We start from the raw sequence: 24,665 nt of genomic DNA, 5'->3' as shown, positions 1-24,665 counted from the left end.
CAAGTTGTGGGCGCAAAAAATGAATAATAATATAAAAAAAATAGTGATTGTGGGTGGCGGTACTGCAGGTTGGATGGCTGCGGCAAGTTTAGCTAAATACGTTAATAACAGCGCAGAGATTTGTTTAATCGAATCAAGTGATATTGCAACCGTGGGTGTGGGTGAAGCGACGATCCCTAATATTGTGCAATTTAACCGAAATTTAGGCATTGATGAAACAGCCTTTATCAAAGCAACTCAAGCGACCTTTAAGCTCGGCATTCAATTTGAAAATTGGCATCCACAAAATAAACAATTTTTTCATCCGTTTGCCGATTATGGCCTGAAGATCGATCAGGTCGATTTTCATCATTACCTTTATCGTGCACAACAAACCGAGTGTAGTAGCCAATTAGCTGATTTTAGCTTTGCCTGCCAATTAGCAAAACAGTACAAATTTGCCCAGCCCCATGCAAACCCAAGCACGCCGCTGGCCGATTATGCCTACGCATATCATTTTGATGCTGGTTTATACGGGCAATTTTTGAAAAAACACAGCATTAATGCTGGAGTTAACCACCTAATTGGCACCATCGAGCAAGTTAATTTACATCCCGACACTGGCTTTATTAACAATGTGGCTCTGACTGATGGCCAAATAGTTGAGGGCGAGTTTTTTATCGATTGCAGTGGCTTTGAAGGGCTGTTGATTGAAAAAGCGCTTCATACCGGTTACGAAGATTGGAGCCATTGGCTATTTTGTGACTCGGCCCTTGCAGTGCAAACCACACGCGTTAACCCACCAGAACCTTTTACCCGTTCAATTGCGCAAAGTGCGGGTTGGCAGTGGCATATTCCGTTACAGCACCGCAGCGGCAATGGCTATATTTATAGCAGCCGTTTTGAAAGTGATGAGCAAGCCAAAGCACTGTTGCAAACTAATATCAACGGAGAGCCTTTAGGTGAAATTCGTAAAATCACCTTTAAACCTGGGCGACGTAAACAAATTTGGCATAAAAACTGTTTTGCTTTAGGGCTCGCCAGTGGCTTTTTAGAACCATTAGAATCCACCAGCATTTCATTGGTACAAACCGCCATTGCAAAACTGCTGACGTTTTTTCCTGACTGTAGTTTTAATCAAGCCGATATTAATGAGGTGAATCGTTTACATAACTTAGAGCTTGAAAATATTCGTGATTTTTTAATTTTGCATTACAAATTATCGGCGCGATGCGATACGCCTTTTTGGCAAGCCTGTCAAAATATGGCGCAGCAAAGCCATTGCCACAACCCGCATAACTATACCCGTAGCCGTTCAAGATGCTCGGGTGTTGGCCGCGCGCCTTCACCTCAATCACATAGTCCATCTATGCTCGTGAGGATTCAGGTGCTTGCCGCCTTCGAGCATATTGAAAGGCGACGGGTATATGCGCTTTACTTGCCCCGCATTTGAAAAAGCGGGGCAGTCATTCACGACTCAATTTTTGGCGCTTGGCAATAATCGGTTAAAAATGCCTGATGGCTGGGCTGCTTCACAACACTGCGAGCAAGTGCTGCCTGCCCTTGCGCTAAGCTTTGTGCTAACTTTTGGCTATTTAGAGCATGTAACGTTGGGTTAAATCCTGCAGGGCGCACTTGCATGCCCTCAAAAACCGCATACCAACTGGTCGGTTGAAATAAAGCTTCTACTTCAGGAATTAAGCCACCCGCAACCTTAAAAAAATCAATTTTTTGCTGCAAGCTCTCTGGAATGGCCATGGTTTGGCAATCTTGCCAAAAAGCTGAATCGCTGCGTTTAGTGGTGCAATAATGCAGCACTAAAAAGTCACGGATCTCTTGATAATCAGCACGCACACGGCGGTTAAACTCAGCCATTTGAATACTATTACATTGTTTATCTGGAAACATACGCACAAACAAGGCTAAGGTTTTTGACACTAAATGAATGGCGGTGGATTCAAGAGGTTCTAAAAAACCTTGCGCAAGGCCAAGCGCTAAACAGTTGTTATGCCAACTTTGTTTACGAATGCCCGTTACAAAAGGAATAATGTGCGGCTCGCCAATGACCTCACCCACCACTGAATTTAATAAGGTTTGAATGGCTTGTTGATCCGTAATGTATTTATCACAAAATACATAGCCGTTTCCGGTTTGCCTCAGACGCTACAGCGGTAAATAACACACCCCATTTATTGCCATTGTAGCTAAATAAGCCATTGATATTTGGGTCTGTATCTTTACTGATTGTGCCTTTAGTCGCCTCAACACCACCTGAAAAAGTAAAACCTTCATCCATATCAAAAGGACGGCGGGTATGTAAATCAATTGAACCTGAAATACCTGCGGCTGAAGATTTGGCTTCACTTGATTTATATACATCAAGTCCAGAAAAAAGCTGTGATGGTAAATCACCAAAGTCAGCGCCTGATGAATCAATGGTTGTTGCGCTTAAAAATACTTCGCCATTCATCATGGTATCAACTTGTGGTAAACCACGAATGGCAACAGGGCCACCTTCACCTGCGGTACGTTCAATTTGTACGCCCGTGATACGCTGTAAAGAATCAGCAATAGTTACATCGGGTAATTTACCGATGTCTTCAGCTGTAATTCCGTCAACTTGAGATGCCGCAAAACGCTTGGTATTAATACTGGCTTTAGTACTGCCACGAATACCCGATACTTCAACCACTTCGATATCTTGTTCAGCGGTATTTTTTTCTGCTGCAATAACATGGCCACCTGAAAACAAACACGCAGCAACACTCAGCGCAACCGCTGAGCGTTTAAAACTATTTCGAGAAACGACAACGCTGTCATTTGATACCCGAGAATCCCTCATAACTAACCTTCCCCTAAATTGATGATGCTTATAAGAATTATGTGTTCGAAAATAATATGAACTTTGTTATTTTGCCTATTAACTCAACAATTAAGCATACCATTGTGTGCAATCCATATACTTTTCTATCCATTTAAAGAAGAATTTAGAGCGGGTGTAAGAATTAGGTAAAAAAAATGCAGCCAGTTGGCTGCATTTTTCTCAATAACAAATTGACTATAAACCGTTGGCAATAATTTCTTGTGCTAACTCATCAGCAATTAAGTGGGTTGATTTTTGCTCTGTCACAGAACGAGCAAATATTTCACTCAAAGTACCAAAAATGCCTTCAACATGTTTCGTTGACGCTTGTGCACTATAACCACCCGGCGCAGTTTCATAATATACATTGATTATGCCACCCGCATTAATGACATAATCTGGTGCATACAAAATACCTTTTTGACGAAGTAACTCACCATGACGGCTTTCTGCGAGTTGATTATTTGCACATCCAGCAATGATTGTCGCTTTTAAACGTGCAATGGTATTATCGTTCACTGTTGCACCTAGTGCACAAGGTGAATAAACATCGACATCTAAATCATAAATTTCATCAATACCCACAGCAGTGGCATTAAAGTCATTGACTACTCGGTCAATTGACGCTTGATTAATATCGGTTACATATAACGAAGCACCCGCTTCATACAAGTATTTACATAAGCTATAAGCAACCGCACCTAAACCTTGCACCGCCACTTTAACCCCGGCTAAATCTTGATGACCGTGTTGATGCTGATACGCAGCTTTAATACCTAAAAATGTACCAAGTGCAGTAAATGGTGATGGGTTACCACTTTTGCCTTCAAGTCCAAGTACATAATTAGTTTCTTTATTCATGATAGCGACGTCAGCACAGGTGATATTGACATCTTCTGCTGAATAATACGCACCACCTAAGCCTTCAAGTTTTCGGCCAAACGCACGAAATAATGCTTCTGATTTTATTTCTTTGGCATTACCAATAATAACTGATTTACCACCACCAAATGGTAAACGAGCAACTGCGTTTTTATAAGTCATACCTTTTGATAAACGTAGTACGTCATAGACTGCATCTTCATCAGATACATAATCCCATAAACGACAACCACCCACAGCTGGGCCCAATTTAGTGCTATGAACTGCGATGATAGCTTTTAAGCCTGATTCTTGATCTGAGCAAAATACAACTTGTTCGTGATTATCAAACTCAACTCGATTAAATACAGCCACGTTTATTCTCCAATATTAGTCACCTGAAAGCAGGATCTATGAGCGCTGAACTGGCGAGAACTCTACCACCAAGTAATTAACAGCGCCACATTTTGAGATGATAAAACTCAAACTGCGCCAAATATAGATATTTCAATTCAATTAAAAACATTAAGGCAGATTTATTATGCAGACCGAGCAACTATAATAAAGATTTTAACCAATTTATGATTAAAACCAACACTTTTAGTTTACGTTAACGTAAAAGGAAGTTTATTTGTAAACTTTTAAATACAATTTACCCAGTGATTGAATAAAATATAAAGGTATTAAATTTCAATTAGATATGGCAATCCGCATGCAAAATATACCCCTTCGCTAGATAAAGCACTACCAACTAAATTATCAAGTGGTGTAAGGGATAATACTAATTGCCCTGCTTTTATCACTGTCTGCCCAGCATTTAGCTCACCCTGATGAAGATATAAACCGTATAAACATGAAACCGTTTTAACGCTGTGTTTTTTAGTCGTTATAACATTATTCATACTGTAAAATAGTTGCGCAGCATCAAGCGAAAAACGCACCATGTTAAGTGTGTGCTCTTGCGCTGCTATCAAATTGAAATCTTGAACTGGGCCATTTAGAAGCTCTGCACGCACCGTATCTTGGCCGGCAAAATACCAACACGGATCATTTGGTGAAAACAAAAAGCAAACGTGTGAATCATCTACTTTGCGCTGCTCAAGTTTTAAGCCTTCCCCGCTTAGTAATAATAACGCCCGCTGATAACCCGAAAAGTCACTAAATGGACCACCTTGTTCAACCCTCGCCATACTAATTCTAAGCTCGAAATCACGCTCTGCAACGTTGCTTTTTGGCGGCCAGATCCATAATTGGGTTGTTGAACCACCAGCCCACTGAGTGGTGATAAAATTGCACGGTTCAATAATTTTCATAAAATTCAATCTCGACATTTAAATAAATTTAGCTATCAGCTCTGGACAAGAGATGCATCAAGATATTGATTTAAAATCATATTTCTAATTTTAATTGCTCTAACCAGAGATTTTTAACGGTAAAAAAACAGATTGACGCATCAATATTGCAACTTAATCCAACGCAGTTAACGTTGAAAATAGCGGCCTGAGATAGAGTGATTATCCAGCATTAAGATTTGATAACAAAAAGGTGCGATAAACGCACCTTTTATTCAATACCACTCATTATTTTTGAGTGTGTTTTTTCATCCAACTAAATACTTCATCGTACCAATGAATTAAGTTATCTTGATTTAAAATCCAATGGTTTTCATCTGGATACACGACTAAGCGTGAATCAATACCTTTACGTTGCAATGTGGTAAAGGCACCTAAACCTTGCGCGTATGGCACACGATAGTCTTTTAAGCCATGGATCACTAACATTGGTGTTTTCCAGTTATCTACAAATGACGCAGGGTTAAATTTACCGTAGTCAGCATTTTTAGCCCAAAACTCACCGCCCATTTCATGCTCAGCAAACCAAAGCTCTTCGGTAGTTTGATGAAAACTATCCATATCAAATAAACCTGCGTGGTTTACTAAACAGTTAAAGCCGTCTGTCCAGTTACCGGCAATCCAGTTCATCATATAACCACCATATGAGCCGCCTAGTGCACAGGCATTTTTACCATCTAACCAAGTCTCTTTTTGCGTGATATACGCAAGACCTTTCTGTAAGTCTTCAAGTGGTTTACCACCCCAATCACGGGAGATTGAATCAGTAAATGCTTGGCCATAGCCTGTTGATCCATGGAAATCAACCATAACAACGCCATAGCCTTGCGCTGCCCATAATTGAGCATTCCAACGATAATGGAACATGTTACCAAAAGAACCCTGTGGGCCGCCGTGTACTAAGAACGCAATCGGGTATTTTTTACCTGCTTCAAAGTTCCAAGGTTTAACCACATAACCGTGCACAGTTTCATTGTTCCAACCGGGAAAACTAAACTGCTCAAATTCACCGAGTTTGATATCCGCTAGATTCGTTTTATTCACATCTGTTAGTTGCGTAAGCTCTGAACCATCAAGATTAATTTGGTAAATATCTTTTGGAGAACTTAAGGTATGACGGCTAAAAATAATTTTATTATCAGTTAGTTGTACATCACCAGCGCTACCATTAGAAAACACTTTACGCACATCACCAAAATTAGTGCTGATCTCATAAATGCCCTTTTGCCCTACATCTTGGGTCGTAACATAAACAGCGCGGTTATTTGGTGAAAATTGGTAACTATCAATGCTGCGATCCCAAAGAGGTGCGACTTCATCTAACTTACCGGTTTTTAAATCTTTTACCATTAAACCAAAACGGTCGGCTTCAAAACCTGGTTTCTTCATTGCTAAGTAGGCCATAAAACGGCCATCAGCTGAAAACTGCGGTTGTGAATCCCACGCTAAATTTTCTTTTGTTAGATTCTCAACCGCACCACCTTCAATTGAGACTTTAAATAAATCAAAATTAGTGGTCCATGCATGGTCTTTGCTTGGCGCCTTTGCTGAAAAAACCACATTTAAGCTATCAGGGGTAAACGTAACTTCTTCCATTCCTGCAAATGGTTTGGCTGGAATATCAGTATCCCAATCTGGGGTTAAATCTTTAGCATCTTTGATTGGATTTTCTGTGATATCGGCAACAAAAATATGGCTACGAAAACGGTCTGCCCACGTATCCCAGTGGCGTACCATCAGTTGGTCATACTCCATGGCATGATGCTTTTCACTGTCAAATATCTTTGTTTTTTCAATCGTACAGCTAATTGTTTCACAGCCAGGCACAACTTCTAACGCGAGTGCTAGCTTTTTGTTGTCAGGCGATAACTTATAACCATTAACCGAAAGCGCTAAATCTGTCACTGGTGTTGCTTCACCCCCAGTTAAATTAAGCTGCCATACTTGATGGCTAGCTTTACGGTTGGCTAAAAAGTAAATCGATTTACCATCATTAAGCCAGGTTACATCCGATTCAGACCCCGGATAACTGGTCAAGCGTTTATCGGCTTGTTTTGGATTGCTCAGTGATTTTAAGTACAAATCGCTACCAGTGGGTGTTTTTAAAGAGTAAATCAGTTGGCTGCCATCAGGCGATACACTGATATTGCCTATCTTATTTAAACTATTGAGCTTTTGTACCGTTAACGGTTCTGCTGCTTGCACATTGGCGGTTAATCCTGCCAATAATGTAAGGCTAATAGCGCTTTTTATCATTTTTTTACCTTTGCAGATTATTAAAAGGAAAAGAGCGCATTGCGCTCTTTTTTATTACTCGTGTTTTGAATTATTTTTTGCTTAATTCTTTATCAAGATCTGCAATTTTGGCTTTCCAAATTGCAGGACCTTGGGTATGAGCATTGGCCCCTTCGCTATCAACAGCGACGGTCACTGGCATATCTTCAACTTCAAACTCGTAAATTGCTTCCATTCCTAAGTCTTCAAACGCCACTACTTTGGCTTTTTTGATTGCTTTAGAAACAAGGTACGCTGCTCCACCTACGGCCATTAGATAAACCGATTTATTCTTTTTAATCGACTCAACGGTGGCAGGACCACGCTCGGCTTTACCAATCATGCCAATAATGCCGGTTTTTTCGAGCATCATGTCAGTAAACTTGTCCATGCGGGTTGCAGTTGTAGGACCTGCTGGACCGACTGCTTCATCACGTACCGCATCTACCGGGCCAACATAATAAATAAATTTATTATCGAAGTTGACACCCTCTGGTAGACCTTGACCAGAATTGATCATGTCTTGTAAGCGTTTATGCGCTGCATCACGACCAGTTAAAATAGTACCGCTTAACAATACTGTTTCGCCCATTTTCCACTCTTGGGTGTCTTCTTTTGTTAACGTATCTAAATTAACACGGCGTGTATCTGCACCGACTTCAAACGTCACTTGTGGCCAATCTTCAAGCTTTGGCGCTACTAAATTGGCTGGGCCTGACCCATCAAGCGTGAAATGCACATGACGCGTCGCAGCACAATTTGGGATCATTACCACAGGTTTTGAAGCGGCATGGGTTGGCACTGATTTAATTTTAACATCCACAACTGTGGTTAAACCGCCCAAACCTTGCGCACCAATACCTAATTTATTAGCACGGTCAAATATTTCTAAGCGTAGTTTTTCTTCGGTTGTAACCGCGCCACGCTCCATTAACTCGTGAATATCAACAGGATCCATAAGTGATTCTTTTGCTAGAACCGCTGCTTTTTCAGCAGTACCACCAATGCCTATTCCCAGCATACCCGGTGGACACCAGCCAGCACCCATAGTAGGTAATGTTTTTTCAACCCATTCAGCAATATCGTCTGAAGGATTTAACATCACCATTTTCGATTTGTTTTCAGAGCCGCCGCCCTTGGCCGCAATCATCACTTCAACTTCGCCGCCCGCGACTAAATCAATGTGCACAACTGATGGTGTATTATCTTTGGTATTTTTACGTGTACCAGCAGGATCTGCAACGATAGAAGCACGAAGTGGATTATCTGGATTCATGTATGCACGGCGTGTACCTTCGTCCACCATTTGTTGAACAGTTAAATCGGTTTTATCCCACGATACATCCATACCTACTTTTACAAAACAAGTAATGATCCCAGTGTCTTGACACAGTGGACGCTTACCTTCTGCAGACATACGTGAATTAATTAAAATTTGTGCGATGGCATCTTTTGCCGCTTTAGATTGTTCTTTGTGATACGCTTTTTCGAGAGCTTGAACAAAATCAAGTGGATGATAAAAAGAGATATATTGCAGTGCATCTTCGATGCTATCAATAAAATCTTGCTGACGGATCATGCTCATGGTCGGTCCTTTAAGAGTCGTTAAACCATTGACGGAGGCTTTAGTTTACATTTGCTCGCGCTCTGATTGCAACGGGAGCTGAAAATGCGGCTTATTTCGTTTAGAATCACCCTAATAATACCCTCCCAGTCCCTTTGCGACCAGTCTGGTAAGTAGAAGTTAATGATAAACGAACAAATATCGTGCAAAAAATTAGACATTCGGCTCAATACAACTGAATTGTTTAGTAAATTTGCAGATCAAGCATGGGCAATCTTACTCGATTCAGCCAATCCGACCAATAAAAATGACCAATTTGATATCATCAGCTTTGCGCCGATTAATGTCGTTGAAGCAAAAGAAGGTCAATGTTTCATTGATGGAAAAGTGGCTAAAGAGTCGCCTTTTAGTGCGTTAAAAAATCTATTAGCCCGTTTTAGCCAAGCCAAAGCCCCTGAGCACTTACCTTTTACAGGAGGTTTACTCGGTTACTTCGCTTATGACTTGGGCCGTTACTTAGAAACCATGCCAACACTTTGTTGTCATGATATTAGCTTACCTGATATGGCTGTCGGGCTTTACCCTGATGCGCTTGTTTACCATCATGGTCAGCAATGCTGGTTCTATATCAGCCAACCAGGTTTTGATAGGTTGGCACTTTATCAAACACAGCTCAATCACACAGTGCAAACCGCATCTTTTAGTCTATGTAGCGCTTGGTTATCAAACATGGATAAAACCAGTTACAGCCAAAAGTTTAGTCAAATACAGGATTACTTACGCTCTGGCGATTGCTATCAAATCAATCTGGCTCAGCGTTTTAGTGCGCAATTTTGTGGTGCCCCTTGGCAAGCCTATTTAACGCTTAGAGATAAAAACCAAGCGCCATTTTCCGCTTATATTAACCACCCAGATGGGCAAATTGCTTCTATTTCTCCTGAACGCTTTATTAAAGTAAAAGAGGGATTAGTCGAAACCAAACCCATAAAAGGCACTTTAGCGAGAAGCTCAGATCCAATTGAAGATAAACAACGGGCTGAACAACTAAAACATTCGGCTAAAGATCGCGCCGAAAATGTCATGATTGTTGATTTATTACGCAATGATTTAGGCAAAGTCGCCGCGCCCGGCTCTGTATTAGTGCCACATTTGTTTGAAATTGAGAGTTATCCTGCCGTCCATCACCTTGTCAGTACTGTGACGTCTATTCTGGCTGATGATAAGACTGCCTTAGATCAACTCGAAGCTGCGTTTCCAGGCGGGTCAATTACGGGTGCTCCAAAAATTCGCGCCATGGAAATTATTGAAGAACTCGAACCCCATCAGCGCTCAGTTTATTGTGGCTCGATTGGCTATATCTCAGCGTGTGGCAATATGGATACCAGTATCACCATTCGTACGTTAGTCTTTAATCAAGCAAAAGTTCATTGTTGGGCTGGTGGCGGAATTGTTGCAGATTCAAAAGTAGACTCTGAGTATCAAGAAACGTACGATAAGGTAAATAAAATTTTACCTGTACTACTGTGACTCTTAACGACTTTATTACTCGCTTTCAATTGCACCCTCCGGTGGGTAACCAAGGTTACCCACATAACGCCAAACAAAGCGCGGTGCTATTGCCACTTTGTGAGCTTGAGGGTGAGCTTCATATTCTGTTTTGCAAACGTCCAAGTTATCTTAAGCACCATCCTGCTGAAATTTGTTTCCCAGGTGGCAAATTCGAACTCGCCGATGGCGATTTACGCACCACAGCCCTTCGAGAATCGAATGAAGAATTAAACCTTGCTGCGCAGCATATCAATCTTATTGGCGAGCTTGATGCCTATTGGACACTAACCGGTTTTGAGATAAAACCTTATGTCGGCATTATTACTGATTTAACGGCTATTCAACCTGCCGAAGATGAGGTCGAAAAGATTTTTTATATTCCTTTTAGTGCCCTAAGAACCCCACAGAACTGGCAGCCTCTCCCCTTTGTTCGCCAAAATAAACCCCGTATTTTACAAGGTTTTTATACTGAGCATGGCCTACTTTGGGGTGCAACGGCCCAAATTGTCCGCAATCTGGTCAAACAAGTGAGTGTGTAGCTGATTTCAATCTTGCATAAGATTGCATACAGGTTATGATTAGCGCCCGTTCAAGGTATTCAAGAGATTTTATTATGATCAGTGCATTCGATATGTTTAGTATCGGGATTGGCCCATCATCCTCTCACACTGTAGGTCCGATGCGTGCATCACGCATGTTTGTTAAAAAGCTGCAAGATTTAGCTGTTTTTGACCAAGTGACTGAAGTAAAAGTAGAGCTGTTTGGTTCATTAGGACAAACAGGCATTGGCCATGGCTCTGGCAAAGCGGTTATTTTAGGACTTGCAGGCTATGACCCTGAAAGCATCGACGCAGATCAAGTAGATAGTATTCTAAAAAAAATAGAACTAGAACAAATTATTTACCTTGATCAAAGCCATGCAGTTCAATTCCCAACGCAAGGCGCAATTGTATTTCATCGTCGTAAAACATTGCCAAAACACAGTAATGCAATGGAAATCATCGCCTATAAAGGCCAAGAAATTATTTGTCAGCAAGTTTATTATTCTATTGGTGGTGGTTTTATTGTCACGGCTGAAGATTTTGATAATGAAAAAGAAGCGGCCATTGAAATACGGACACAAAATCCAATTCCATTTGACTTCAATTCTGCCAAAGAACTACTTGAAATGTGTAAAGAAAGTGGTTTTAGTGTTTCAACACTGATGATGGCAAATGAAAAAACCCTTCGTACCGAAGAACAAATTAAAGATGAGCTTTTTAATTTGTGGTTAGTGATGAAAGCCTGTATTGAACGCGGCATTCGTACCGAAGGTATCTTACCGGGTGGTTTAAAAGTAAAACGCCGTGCGCCGAGTTTATATCTACAACTGAATGTAGAAACCAACGATGATCCGTTACGCGCTATGGATTGGGTCGATCTTTTTGCACTTGCCGTAAATGAAGAAAATGCCGCGGGTGGTCGCGTGGTCACAGCTCCAACAAACGGCGCTGCTGGAATTTTACCCGCTGTACTAATGTATTACGATAAATTCATCAAGCAAGTTGACCGTGATATCGCCACTCGTTATTTACTCACTGCTGCTGCTATTGGTATTTTGTATAAAAAGAATGCCTCGATTTCAGGTGCGGAAGTTGGCTGCCAAGGTGAAGTGGGCGTGGCTTGCTCAATGGCGGCAGGCGCGTTAACTGAAATCGTTGGTGGTAATGTTGAACATGTTGAAAATGCAGCAGAGATTGGCATGGAGCACAACTTAGGCTTAACTTGCGACCCAGTTGGTGGTTTAGTACAAGTGCCATGTATTGAACGTAATGCGATGGGCGCCATTAAAGCGATAAATGCATCACGGTTAGCACTTCGTGGTTCTGGTCAACAAAAAGTATCTTTAGATAAAGTGATCAAAACCATGTGGGAAACAGGTAATGATATGAAAACTAAATATAAAGAAACTGCACGCGGTGGCTTAGCGGTTAATATCATTGAATGTTAATAGATAAATTTAAGCAATAAAAAAGGCGGATAGCGCCTTTTTTATTGTTTACAAACACACTATCGAACTGGTAGTTCAATATCGGCAAATAACGCATCAACATCTTCTTGGTTACGCAATAAACTAGCACGCTCAACCCGCTCTTTGGTTAAATGCGAAGCAAAACGCTCAATAAAATCATACATATAAGTACGCAAGAAGGTGCCTTTTCTAAAGCCAATTTTTGTGGTGCTTGCATCAAATAAGTGACTTGCATCAATACAGACTAAATCTTGGTCAGCTTGTTTATCTATCGCCATTGATGCGACGACACCGACTCCCAATCCCAAACGAACATAAGTCTTGATAACATCAGCATCGGTTGCAGTAAATACAATTTGAGGTTCTAAGCCATGCTTATTAAATGCTTTATCAAGCTCAGAACGGCCTGTAAAACCAAATACGTAAGTAATTAACGGATATTTTGCAATATCAGCTATTGTCAGGTTATTTGCTTTTTGAGCTAACGGATGATTTTTAGCCACCACAATACTGCGATTCCAATGGTAACAAGGCAACATCACTAAATCTGAATAAAGATGAAGTGCTTCAGTCGCAATTGCAAAATCAGCATCACCTCGCGCTGCTGCATCTGAGATTTGCTGCGGCGTGCCTTGATGCATATGTAATGACACTTTAGGAAACTTCTTCATAAAGCCTTGAATGACTTGAGGTAACGCATATCGAGCTTGAGTATGGGTCGTTGCAATATTGAGTTTACCTTGATCAGGCAAAGTATGCTCATTTGCAACCGCTTTGATCCCTTCAACTTTTGATAAAATCTCACGCGAGATATGAATAATATCTTTGCCAGCAGGGGTAACATGAGTGAGATGCTTTCCACTTCGGCCAAAAATCTGCACGCCAAGCTCATCTTCTAACATTCGAACTTGTTTTGAGATCCCAGGTTGTGAGGTATACAAGCTTTCTGCTGTCGCAGAGACATTGAGGTTGTGATTAAGCACTTCAACGATATATCTAAGTTGTTGTAATTTCATGATCGATTTTGTCTATTCTTATTACCTTTATTTATAATCGTTTGGCCCAACTATTCCAAGTGATAATTAATTTAAATTAGATTTTTTGTTAAAAAACCACCTTTTGACTAAGATTATTACTAGCTTAGCTGCATAACTATCTCATTATTAATAAAAGAATCTAAATCGCAAACATGACTAATCCACTACAACGCTATACGCAATTGAAATTTTTGATTGTTGATGATTTTTCCGAGTTCCGTCTATCACTCAAACAGATGGTCGAAAGCTTTGGTGCAAAACATGTGGATGTCTGTATAAATGCTGAAGAAGCCATCAGTAAATATGCTGAACATTATCATAATGTCATTTTAGTTGATTACAATTTAGGCGAAGGCCTAAGTGGATTACAGCTGCTTGAAGAGCTCAATCATCGAGAGCTACTTAAACCCGGCACAATTTTTATTTTGATCACTGGTGAGACTGCAATGGAACTCGTTATGGGCGCCCTTGAATACCGCCCCGATGATTATTTAGCAAAACCTTTCACACGAAATACTTTAAAAACACGATTAGATAAACTTGTGCATCTGCAAGAAGTTTTCAGCCCAATTTATCAAGCGTTAAGTAAAGGTAAGCCGAATCTTGCGATTGAATGCTGTGATGCCCTACAACAATCAAGTCGCTTAACCATGCATTGCTTGCGCTTAAAAGGAGATATTTTATTAAAATCAGGTTCCTATGCTAAAGCGGTTAACGTGTTTACCACCGTAATTGAACAACATGAGCTCAATTGGGCCCTGATGGGATTGGCGCGGGCTTATTCAGGATTAAATAAACTTAGCGAAATCGAACAGCTGTGTAAAAAAATAATAACCAAAAATAAAAGCGCCCTTGAAGCCTATGATCTATTAGCAGAAACTCAATGCGCATTAGGTGAATTTGAAGAAGCCTATTCGTTATTAAAATCCGCTTGCGAAATTTCACCCAATTCACTTATTCGCCAACGAAAACTTGGCTCATTGGCAGAGCGCTATCTTGATTTAGAAATCGCTTATAATGCATTTAAGAAGGTTATTTCTCTTGGTAAGTACTCGATTAAAATTCGGCCTGATGATTACCTCAGCTTGCTACAGATTATTGTTCAGATTCAATTTGGCTCATTCGGTTCACTGTCATTACGTGCGCCAAAAGAATATGCAGGTATTTACCGTGATATCAGTCGTCGCTATTTAGGGGATTTTCAACTAGCACTCGCACTGCAACTCCACCAAGCTTTACTGAAATATTTAAGTAATGATAAAGATACGGGTTTAACTGAAATTAAAGAATTACTCTCTCGTTGCCAGCAGCTACCTGATCGTTTAAAACCTTTTTTAATTCATCAAATCACCTTTGTAGAGCAACGGATTGAAGAACCTGAGGTGAAAAATACGATTAATCAGCAGTTTTTAAGTAACAGAGCAGATTTAGTGACCCAAGAAAATTTTAATAAGGCAAATAATTATAACCGCCAGGGGATGGTAAAGTTTAAAGAGAAAGATTATCTAGCCGCTAAAAATGCCTTTAAAACAGCACTCATGAATTCACCTTCAAATATCAATATCGCCTTGAATCTATTACAATGTTTATATCGTTTAGCTGAAAATCATCAACGTAATGCAATTGAACCTGCATTACTAAGTTTGTGTGCACAATCATTAGAATGTGTCGATCCTGCGGATCATCGTTTTGCTCACAGTCAAAGTTTGTTTCGAAATATAAAAGCAATAATTGCGCAATAAGGAATGAATATGCCCACCACTCCACTGGACTTCTCAACCGTGCTTGCTGCAAGTATGCATGATATGAAAAACTCGCTTTGCCTATTACTACAATCGATGGATAACATTAGTTCCAGACTTGAACACGATGAAAAAACAAAAACGGAATTTGCTCAATTTCATTATGAAATAGCTCGTTTAAACTCAAATTTACTGCAACTTCTTGCTTTATATAGAAATTGTCAAAATTCACTACCGCTAAATATCGAGGAGGTTTATCTCGATGAGTTGTTTGAAGAGCTACTGATTAAAAATGAAATGTATATCAGCAATAAAATGCTAAAGTGTACTGTAGAGATTGAAGATGATTTATCTTGGTTTTTCGACAATGACTTAATCACAAATTTATTAAATGACATTTTAGTTAATGCCATGCGTTACTCAAAATCTCAACTACTTTTAAAAGCATTTAAAGAAGAGCAATACCTCAAAATTCAAATAATGGATGATGGTGCAGGATACCCAGAACAAATGCTTCTTAATACTAATGAACAAATGGCAAGTGTTTCACTGAGTCAAAGTAGAACTGGGCTTGGCTTATATTTTGCCAGCTTAATTGCCAAGGCTCATAACAACAATGGGCAGTATGGATCGGTAAATCTAAGTAATGGCGGGCGATTTAATGGCAGTGTATTTACCCTAACACTACCCTAACTTCATATATTTAGGTAAGATTAGAGAATAATCATGAAAAATATAAAAGAGATGTATTTATGATAGTTGCTATCATTTTAGTTTTAATTGTTGCCTTAATAGTTATTGCCGTATGGGTTAATGCTGTGCAGCAACATAGAGAAAAACAAGAAATTGAACGTCGTCAAGAATTAACCAAGCACAAGAAAGTGATTGAAGAAACCGAAGATATCTTGATGAATGCAGCTAACCTACCTATGTCGTCAGCTCTTATTGGCGTATTGCATAAACGAATTGTTGACTCCCTTCGTGCTATGTGTGAACTGTCACCCACTTCAAAAGAACTTAAATCCCGTTTAGTTGAATCAAACGAAAGAATGCAAAACTCACAAAGCACTGATTCCTCAGCAGGTGATAAAATTGTCCTGCCTGATAATGACAAACAAATTATTGCGCTAGTTCAAGGTATTAAGAAGTTACGTAACTTACTGCGTTCTGAACATAGCAAAGGCAAAGTTGATACTCAGATATTTTTAAATGAAGATAAGCGCCTAGAAAAGCTTCAATTAAGAATTAATGTAGAAAGTCAGGCTAAACGAGGTATGGCAGCTCGTTCTGCTAATATGCTGGGTTCTGCGCGTCAATACTTTGAAAAAGCGATTGCGACACTTTCGGCTCAAACTTATTCCGATGAATATATCTCATCTAAAAAAGCTGAAATTGAAAATTTATTAGAAGAAATCACCAATGAGTTAAAAGTAACAAATGCAACTGATAGAAAGAAAAAAGCCGAACAAGAGCAAGACGATTTAGATGTACTTTTTGCACCTAAGAAAAAATGGTAACTGTTTAGCCAACAAATACGATAATTTAGAAAATAAAAAACCAGCTTATAGTAAGCTGGTTTTTTAGTACAAAAAAGTGTTAAGCTTTTTTGCTAGCGGCTTTTTTCTCTTCTACTACCCACTTACCTTGCAAGTAATGTGCAGTCCAACCAGTCGCCTTACCATCAACTTCAGTCATTACATATTGCTCTTTTGCCTTACGACTAAAACGAACAATGGTTTCATTTCCTTGCGCATCAGTGAGCGGTGCATCAGCTAAATAATAAAATTTAGGTGAGATACGATCCCTAAAACGCTTTAACTCTGCCACTTTTGGTGCGCGAGTTTCACGAGATTTAGGAAAGGTTGATGCTGCTAAAAATAATCCCGATGCGCCATCTCTTAGCACAAAATAAGCGTCAGATTTTTCGCAAACAAGTTCAGGTAGATGAACTGGATCTTCTTTAGGTGGTGCAGCTTCGCCACTTTTAAGTAGCTTACGAGTGTTTTTACACTCATCATTCGTACAACCAAAATATTTACCAAAACGGCCTGATTTTAACTGCATATCAGAACCACATTTATCACATTCGATAAGTGGGCCATCATATCCTTTTATTTTAAAAGTACCAGATTCTACAATATAGCCATTACAACCAGGATTATTACCACAAACATGTAATTTGCGACCTTCATCAATTAAATAAGAATCCATCGCTGTTTCACATACCGGACAGCGCTTCATATGACGCAGACTTTCTGTTTCAGCATCTTCTGAATCGACCGCTAAGGCTTCGTCACCGCTAGTTAAGTTCATTGTAGTAGTACAACGCTCTTTTGGCGGTAGGTTATAACCTGTACATCCTAAGAAGACTCCAGTAGAAGCAGTTCTGATCCCCATGTTACGAGCACAAGTCGGGCAAGTTATATCTGTTTCTACCATTTGATTTTGACGCATGCCACCTTCAAGCTCCTCTTTACCCGCCACTTCGAGCTGTAAAGAAAAATCTTTGTAAAAGGTATCAAGTACATCGGTCCATTCCAATTTACCAAGAGCGATATCGTCTAAACGACCTTCCATTTTGGCTGTGAAATCAAAATCAAGTAATTCAGTAAAGTTTTCTACTAAACGATCATTAACAATTTCACCCATTTTCTCGGCAAAGAAACGGCGATTTTCGACTCGGGCATAACCCCTGTCTTGAATCGTTGAAATGATAGCAGCATAAGTCGATGGACGACCAATGCCTCGTTTTTCAAGCTCTTTAACTAAACTTGCTTCACCAAATCGTGCTGGCGGTTTTGTAAAGTGCTGCAATGGATCAAGCTGTTCAAGTTTAAGTACATCGCCCACTTCAACTTTAGGTAATGCTTGTTCTTCTTCATTCTTTTTACGAATAGCAGGTTGCACACGTGTCCAACCATCAAATACCAATACTCGGCCTTTAGCTTTTAATTGGTAGTCTGCCGCTTCTACAGTAATGGTTGTTAAGTCATATTCCGCATTAACCATTTGGCAAGCAACAAATTGGCGCCAAATAAGCTCATATAGCTTTTTAGCGTCAGCTTCAACACCATCTAAGTCACCAGACATAAACGCCACATTAGAAGGACGAATTGCTTCATGGGCCTCTTGAGCATTCCCTTTAGAACTGTAAGAAATAGGTTCAGCTGGTAAATAGTGTTGGCCAAACTTTTCTGCCACATACTCGCGACAAGCAGTCACTGCATCAACAGATAAATTGGTTGAGTCCGTACGCATATAAGTTATGTAACCCGCTTCGTATAAGCGCTGGGCCAACATCATGGTTTTCTTTACACCATAACCTAAGCGATTACTCGAAGCTTGTTGCATTGTTGAAGTAATAAAAGGAGCTGATGGTTTACTTTTACTTGGCTTTTTCTCATTTTCGACCACAGTAAATTGTGCATTTTCTAATGCAGCAACAGCGGCCATTGTTTGATCTTTATTAACTGGCTTAAAGGCTTGTTGTTGATATTTAACAACAGCTAAACGAATTTGTTCTTGTTTAGCAACAACATCTGCGTGTAAGTCCCAATATTCTTCTGGGATAAATGCTTTAATCTCACGCTCACGTTCAACTAAAACTCGCACAGCAACCGATTGCACTCGCCCTGCAGATAAACCTCGCGCTACTTTTTGCCAAAGTAGTGGAGAAACCATAAAACCCACAACACGGTCTAAGAAGCGCCTCGCTTGCTGAGCATTCACCATATCAGTGTTTAATTCACCGGGTGTTGAGAATGCTTGTTGAATCGCATTTTTAGTGATTTCATTAAACACGACACGTTTATATTTGCTCGACTCGCCGCCAATCACTTGTTCGAGGTGCCATGCAATAGCTTCCCCTTCTCTATCTAAGTCGGTTGCGAGATAGATTTGGTCAGCGTCTTGTGCTAGTTTTTGTAATTCTTGAACAACCTTTTCTTTACCAGGTAATATTTCATAATGCGGTTGCCAGCCTTTAGCTGGATCAATACCCATTCTCGCAACTAGATTATTATAATCACGAGCTTGTTTATAAGCGGCTTTTTCTTCAGGATCCATTTTACGCACTTCAGCTGGTGTTTTACCTGTTGAAGATTTTTTATTCTGGCCCGAACCTGAAGTTGGAAGATCGCGGATATGTCCAACACTGGACTTAACTACAAAATCTTTCCCTAAGTATTTATTAATTGTTTTAGCCTTAGCCGGTGACTCAACAATTACTAACGATTTACCCATGTCTGCCTATTTTGAACAATTAGTATTCAATTTAATTAATTACACCCATTAAGGGCTCTATTATTAAAGGTATATCGACAAACTGCCAGTGTGACAAGCAATTAATTAAAAGTTTTTTCAATAAATTGACTACTTTGGGAAAAATTTGAACGATTTGTTCGATTTTTAACAACTGAAACATCTAACTAAAAATTGTAAAATTCAATAACAAGTAACTAATTGATAAATTCAGTGATTGTAATTGTTTATGTATTTATAACGTAAAAATGACACCAAATAATTTATAGCTCCAATAAAAAAGGCCTCAAAAGAGGCCTTATGATTTAAGAAACGAATTAACCAGCATCAAGAACTACTAAGCTCGCTTGTGATATAACGGCTTTAGGTGTGGTAAATTTAATATTAACAGAACCTGATGACTTTTTATTAGGTGTCGCTTCAGGCGCTATTGTAAAACTAAAACCACGCGCAGTTGTACGAGCACTATTTGGTAAAGTTTCGGTATCACGACCTGAAAAATCACCATTTGTTGCAGCAACATCTACAGATGTACCTGCTGGTAACGAGTTATTGTACAAATCAGAGTAATAGAAATTAATCGTAGTTGCACCTAAGCCGACATTAACTGGGTTATCTTCATTACCCGCATCATTATCATCATTATTACTAGGCGTAGCTGGATTATTATCATCATCTATATGAATAAATACAGGTGTCAAATCAACCGCAGCGACATCACAGTAGTCAGCAGACTCTGATGCTTCTAACGTTAATAGCGTTCTTACAATATTGTCTTTGTCAGTAATTTTGTAATTACTGCAATCAGCTGGCATTCCAGCAATACCATAAGCAGGAATGCCAGGCACCGATGCTTTAGCAATGTTAAATCTATAATAAGCTTCACTACCAGACATTACTATTTCAAAACGACGGCGTACATCAATTAAATCTTTAGTACATTTACCTAAAGCCTCAGCATCTGCAGTACAAACTAAGCCATTAAATTTACCATCAGAAGGGCTATGAGCCCCATCATTATTTAAATCAACAAACTCTTCCCATTGTCCGCCGTTAGTATTGCCTGATGAACATGGATTTGAAGCCGCTTCACAATCAACATTTCCTTCAAATTTACCATTTTCATTGTCATCACGAAACGCTTCAGCCAAGTCAAAGCTAGAATAAAATTCTCCGTCATCGAAGACCCCATTGCCGTTTCGGTCAACAAACGATTCCTCGCCTTTTGCTGTGGCTAATACTGTTGCACGTCCACCTAACGGCACGCCAAGAGGATCATATGCTGCATTTCTAATACCAACTAAACATGGAGCAGCCTGACCAAAATACGGATCACAGTTCACAGCACCTAGTCTAGGATTTAATGAACCAATCGTATTATTCCACTTAACCTCTGTAAATGGTTTTGGATCTTGTGAGCGCCATTGCACTTTACATTCACCATCGACTGTACGGCACTCTAATTGAGGATTAAACGCTGCACCATCAAGCGTACCAACAGCACCACCTTCAGTGGTGACATACACAGCAGTCCCATCTGGTACCGGATTATTAAAGTGATCAGCCATCAAAATGGTGATATTAGAGATTACCCCATTATAATCTAAGCCTTCTGCATTAATGATATCCGGTGAGGCTGTAAAACTGTTGTTATCAGGTAACCCAGTACTGGTTGAAACTAAATCTGACACAGTAATAATTTGCTGATCAAGTGCAACTAAACCTAGTTTGCCATCAGGGCATGCTGAATCGCGCACTGCAGCACTTTCATTCGCCTTACATTGGTCATAAAGCTCTTTCCAGCACGTAACATCATCTAACTGACTAGTAGGTATTTGGCTTGCTGGGATGTAACAAGCGTGAACACGCACCGCCATGGGTACTGTGCCAGAGTTCACTTGAACACGGCTAATACCTTCATTGTCGGTATTCACTGTTTTTGGAGATACACTAATACCACCATTTGTAGACGATAATTTAAAGTCCATTCGAGCTTGGCGAACAGCTTGACCAACACTGTCAATTAATTTAAAGGTAATTTCAGAGGTCTCTGAGCGACCTTGGCCGCCAGTACCTTTTAATGCAAGTACAGTATTGGTAGCATCGATAAAACTAATTGACTCAACAGGAGCGCTTGATACAGGAATATTCGTTTCAATAAACTTCGCACTTCCACCACTAACAACTGATGCAACAACGGTATCACCTTGAGAGACATTACAACCCTTAGTGCGATATGTCGCTGTTGCTATACCACCAATACTAGTCACTTTTTCATCTAATACAGATAAACCGGCTTGAGCACAACCTGAAGTCAGCTCAACCTCTAAAGGTAACGTCATCAGTGATTGGTCTGTATTTTTAATCTTTATCGTTATAACGGTAGTTGCACCCGCTGCAAGTGGTTGATTTTTATCTGTTGGAACACCTTGTGCGTCTAATACAAATGGTAATCCATTATCTATATCTAATGATATTTCAGCTACACCAATCTCAAAGGCGGTTGATTTACTCACACCTTTAGCTGTTGCTTTCACTTCGCCAGCACCACCATCTGCGCTAGGTTGAAGTTTTAAAATTGCAACGCCAAAATTGTCAGTAATTGCCGTACCTGATTCAGGTAATATTTTTCCAAGTGTCGTTTCAGCCGATACTAAAATATTTTTAAACCCATCACCTGTATTGGTATCTGTGGCAGTAATATAGATATCTGCGATGCTATCTGAAGAAACACGATTTACCACTTTACAGCCGTTACTTGTTGGATCAAGCTTAACTGAATCGCGATTATTACCCCAATCAGCATTACAGCCAACGAGAATTTTCACATCAACAGTTGCAATTGCTTGATCGATTGGCGCACCATCACCTGATGAAAAAAATACCGTTTCATTAACCAATTCAGAGCCATTTACTGGCGCATAAGTTGCGATAACTTTACCTGCGCCCTTAAAATTGCCTGGTGCTAAGTCTATTTTTGCCACACCTTGACTATTTGTAATAGCGGTACCTGGAGTTGCAGGTTTAATTTCACCTGTAAATTGAGTTGTAAATGAGACTAGAGCTCCTTGAATACCAACGCCATCCTGAGTAATTGTAGCGTTAACAATCCCCATGTTATCGGTCGTCACTGGATTTTGTTCGTCAAAAAGATTTCCGTTACTATCTTGTACAACTAAAGATAATTTTAATGCACCTTGCTCACCGCCGTTATCGCCCTCATCGCCGTTGCTGGTAAAGCTTATTTTTTGGTTTAGAGTTTGACCATCAGCAGAGCTAAAAGCAGCGGTAACCTCTGAGGCACCAGCTGCTGAGCCAGCTCTGAGCTTTATCTTAGCTTTACCATCAGTTGCTGTTTGAGCTGTTCCATTGGTCGGGTCTAACGTACCAATACTTCCAGCAAGCGCAAAAGTAATTAATTGACCACCAAATGGTTGGCCATTTTTAGTCAGAGATGCAACTAATTCACCTTGATTATCTTTAGAAATAACGATTTCAGATTGATCTGGGGCAATGCCATTTATGGATATTGATAATTCAAACTTATCTTTTGTGGTTCCCGTTGTTGTCTCAAGACTCCCACCGCCACCGCAGGCTGCGAGCGCAAAACAAAACAGCGTCATACAGATTAAGCGTATTAAAGGCATGTACCTCTCCCTAGCTTGTTATAATTATAGAGTTATTTACCCTATCTTAACCTATTAGCAATCTAAAAATCATAGCATTTTTAAAAAAAGTTACCGCTTTTAGCTTTAATAATTTAATTTGGCTGGTACGCTATGCAAAATTTTAATAAAAGTACTCTATTTTTATGATCTCTCGCACACCTCTTGGTTTAACCAGCCGCATTATGATTGGTATGGTTCTAGGTATTTTACTTGGTTCATTGATAAAATTTATTATCGGGGATGAAAGTGATTATTTTATTTCGTTTGGGCTGTTTGATTTAGCTATCAAAGGTTTTTTTGTTGATGGTCTATTTCATATTGGTGGGGCTGTCTTTGTTGCAAGCCTAAAAATGTTGGTAGTCCCTTTAGTATTTGTATCACTAGTATGTGGTACTTGTAGTTTAAGTGACCCTAAAAAACTCGGACGTTTAGGTGGTAAATCGATTGGTTTATATTTAATCACGACAGCCATTGCAATTACAGTTGCCATTACATTAGCATTATTAATAGCCCCAGGTGAGGGTGTACCTATCCCTGCCGATGCGGCTTTTGATAACAAACAAGCACCAACACTTGTACAAGTTATCATCAATATGTTTCCAACCAATCCGATCAGTGCCATGGCCAGCGGCAATATGCTGCAAGTAATCGTCTTTGCTTTGTTGTTTGGTATTTCAATGGCACTGAGTGGGGATGCTGGTAAACGTTTAGCCAATGTTTTTGAAGACTTAAACACCGTCATTTTAAAACTAGTCACGATCTTAATGAATTTAGCACCTATTGGTGTCTTTTGTTTAATGGCAAAACTGTTTACTACTATCGAGCTAGATATGATTGCTCGTCTAGCAAAATACTTTTTTGTTGTGGTGCTTGCACTTCTAATCCATGGTCTTATTAATTACAGCTTATTACTAAAATTATTAGCGAACCTGAATCCTCTTATCTTCTTGATGAAGATGAAAGATGCGGCGCTTTTTGCATTTAGTACCTCAAGCTCGAGCGCCACAATGCCAATCACCCTTGAAACAGCAACAAAAAAATTAGGTGCAAATAATAGTGTTGCCTCTTTCACTGTGCCATTAGGTGCCACCATTAATATGGATGGTACAGCTATCATGCAAGGTGTCGCGACTGTTTTTATTGCGCAAGTATTTTCAGTTGACCTTACGTTATCAGATTACTTAATGGTGATTTTAACAGCAACGCTTGCCTCTGTCGGAACTGCGGGTGTGCCTGGAGTTGGTTTAATCATGCTCGCTATGGTACTGAACCAAGTAGGCTTACCTGTTGAAGGGATAGCAATTATTATTGGCGTTGATAGATTACTCGATATGACTCGTACAGCCGTTAATATTACAGGTGATTGTATGGTAACTTGTATCGTTGCTAAATCTGAAGGTGAATTTGACCAAAAAATATTTGATGATTTAAACGCGGCAAAAGATTTAGAAGAGATTCATTTTAAAAAATAGTCACTTTTTAACGCATTAAAAGCCGAGAGTTACA

Annotated in this window: 17 protein-coding genes; 8 read left to right on the top strand and 9 right to left on the bottom strand. The window is 39.8% G+C overall.

Annotation, left to right across the window (positions count from 1 at the left end):
- Positions 1–19 precede the first annotated feature (19 nt).
- Positions 20–1,432 carry a tryptophan halogenase family protein gene (locus PTUN_RS07390; protein ID WP_009839595.1) on the top strand — a complete coding sequence of 471 codons (1,413 nt, stop codon included), beginning with the start codon at positions 20–22 and terminating at the stop codon, positions 1,430–1,432.
- 17 nt (positions 1,433–1,449) lie between these two features.
- Here PTUN_RS07390 and PTUN_RS07385 read toward each other — a convergent pair whose 3' ends face one another.
- From PTUN_RS07385 to PTUN_RS07360, 6 genes are all read right to left on the bottom strand, one after another.
- The gene (locus tag PTUN_RS07385) at positions 1,450–2,079 is read right to left on the bottom strand and encodes a tryptophan 7-halogenase (RefSeq protein ID WP_232285038.1); all 630 of its coding nucleotides are present in this window, start codon (positions 2,077–2,079) and stop codon (positions 1,450–1,452) included.
- 25 nt (positions 2,080–2,104) lie between these two features.
- Positions 2,105–2,821 (bottom strand): TonB-dependent receptor plug domain-containing protein, encoded by a 717-nt coding sequence (locus PTUN_RS07380; RefSeq protein WP_009839593.1) that lies wholly within the window; start codon positions 2,819–2,821, stop codon positions 2,105–2,107.
- Positions 2,822–3,037: 216 nt separating this feature from the next.
- Positions 3,038–4,078, bottom strand: a complete 1,041-nt coding sequence (locus PTUN_RS07375) for a Leu/Phe/Val dehydrogenase (RefSeq protein ID WP_009839592.1) — start codon at positions 4,076–4,078, stop codon at positions 3,038–3,040.
- Between the two features lie 308 nt (positions 4,079–4,386).
- Positions 4,387–5,016 (bottom strand): HutD/Ves family protein, encoded by a 630-nt coding sequence (locus PTUN_RS07370; protein WP_009839591.1) that lies wholly within the window; start codon positions 5,014–5,016, stop codon positions 4,387–4,389.
- 267 nt (positions 5,017–5,283) lie between these two features.
- On the bottom strand, positions 5,284–7,311 hold the full coding sequence (locus tag PTUN_RS07365; RefSeq protein WP_009839590.1) for a dipeptidyl-peptidase 5: 2,028 nt from the start codon (positions 7,309–7,311) through the stop codon (positions 5,284–5,286).
- A 70-nt stretch (positions 7,312–7,381) separates the two neighbouring features.
- Positions 7,382–8,914: a fumarate hydratase gene (locus PTUN_RS07360; protein ID WP_009839589.1), complete on the bottom strand. Its 1,533-nt coding sequence runs from the start codon at positions 8,912–8,914 to the stop codon at positions 7,382–7,384.
- A gap of 162 nt (positions 8,915–9,076) precedes the next feature.
- On the opposite strand from PTUN_RS07360, the gene pabB reads away from it, so the two are divergent.
- The 3 genes from pabB to PTUN_RS07345 all read left to right on the top strand — a co-directional run bounded on the left by pabB (position 9,077) and on the right by PTUN_RS07345 (position 12,431).
- The gene (gene pabB / locus PTUN_RS07355; protein ID WP_009839588.1) at positions 9,077–10,420 is read left to right on the top strand and encodes an aminodeoxychorismate synthase component I; all 1,344 of its coding nucleotides are present in this window, start codon (positions 9,077–9,079) and stop codon (positions 10,418–10,420) included.
- Positions 10,417–10,980, top strand: coding sequence for an NUDIX hydrolase (locus PTUN_RS07350; protein ID WP_009839587.1), 564 nt, complete (start codon positions 10,417–10,419; stop codon positions 10,978–10,980). Before pabB ends, PTUN_RS07350 begins: the two co-directional genes overlap by 4 nt.
- A 74-nt stretch (positions 10,981–11,054) precedes the next feature.
- Positions 11,055–12,431 (top strand): L-serine ammonia-lyase, encoded by a 1,377-nt coding sequence (locus PTUN_RS07345; protein WP_009839586.1) that lies wholly within the window; start codon positions 11,055–11,057, stop codon positions 12,429–12,431.
- A gap of 59 nt (positions 12,432–12,490) precedes the next feature.
- Here the strand turns inward: PTUN_RS07345 and cysB are convergent, their stop codons facing one another.
- Positions 12,491–13,468 (bottom strand): HTH-type transcriptional regulator CysB, encoded by a 978-nt coding sequence (gene cysB / locus PTUN_RS07340; RefSeq protein WP_009839585.1) that lies wholly within the window; start codon positions 13,466–13,468, stop codon positions 12,491–12,493.
- Positions 13,469–13,641: 173 nt separating this feature from the next.
- On the opposite strand from cysB, the gene PTUN_RS07335 reads away from it, so the two are divergent.
- Genes PTUN_RS07335 through PTUN_RS07325 form a run of 3 tightly spaced genes read left to right on the top strand, consistent with a single transcriptional unit; the run spans position 13,642 to position 16,748 of the window.
- Positions 13,642–15,231 (top strand): response regulator, encoded by a 1,590-nt coding sequence (locus PTUN_RS07335; RefSeq protein ID WP_009839584.1) that lies wholly within the window; start codon positions 13,642–13,644, stop codon positions 15,229–15,231.
- Positions 15,232–15,240: 9 nt separating this feature from the next.
- The gene (locus PTUN_RS07330) at positions 15,241–15,924 is read left to right on the top strand and encodes a sensor histidine kinase (RefSeq protein ID WP_198138444.1); all 684 of its coding nucleotides are present in this window, start codon (positions 15,241–15,243) and stop codon (positions 15,922–15,924) included.
- A gap of 59 nt (positions 15,925–15,983) precedes the next feature.
- A complete protein-coding gene (locus tag PTUN_RS07325) occupies positions 15,984–16,748 on the top strand; it encodes a hypothetical protein (RefSeq protein WP_009839582.1) in 765 nt (254 codons plus the stop codon).
- A gap of 79 nt (positions 16,749–16,827) precedes the next feature.
- Here PTUN_RS07325 and topA read toward each other — a convergent pair whose 3' ends face one another.
- Both topA and PTUN_RS07315 read right to left on the bottom strand, forming a co-directional pair.
- The gene (gene topA, locus PTUN_RS07320; protein WP_009839581.1) at positions 16,828–19,473 is read right to left on the bottom strand and encodes a type I DNA topoisomerase; all 2,646 of its coding nucleotides are present in this window, start codon (positions 19,471–19,473) and stop codon (positions 16,828–16,830) included.
- Between the two features lie 335 nt (positions 19,474–19,808).
- Entirely contained in the window at positions 19,809–23,138 is a 3,330-nt protein-coding gene (locus PTUN_RS07315; protein ID WP_050760046.1) for a hypothetical protein, read from the bottom strand.
- A 164-nt stretch (positions 23,139–23,302) separates the two neighbouring features.
- Between PTUN_RS07315 and PTUN_RS07310 the strand changes: the two genes are divergently transcribed.
- On the top strand, positions 23,303–24,631 hold the full coding sequence (locus tag PTUN_RS07310) for a dicarboxylate/amino acid:cation symporter (protein ID WP_009839578.1): 1,329 nt from the start codon (positions 23,303–23,305) through the stop codon (positions 24,629–24,631).
- The last annotated feature ends 34 nt before the right edge of the window (positions 24,632–24,665 follow it).

The organism is Pseudoalteromonas tunicata (assembly GCF_002310815.1).
Taxonomy (GTDB): Bacteria; Pseudomonadota; Gammaproteobacteria; order Enterobacterales; family Alteromonadaceae; genus Pseudoalteromonas; species Pseudoalteromonas tunicata.
This window is presented reverse-complemented; position numbering and strand designations above follow the sequence as displayed.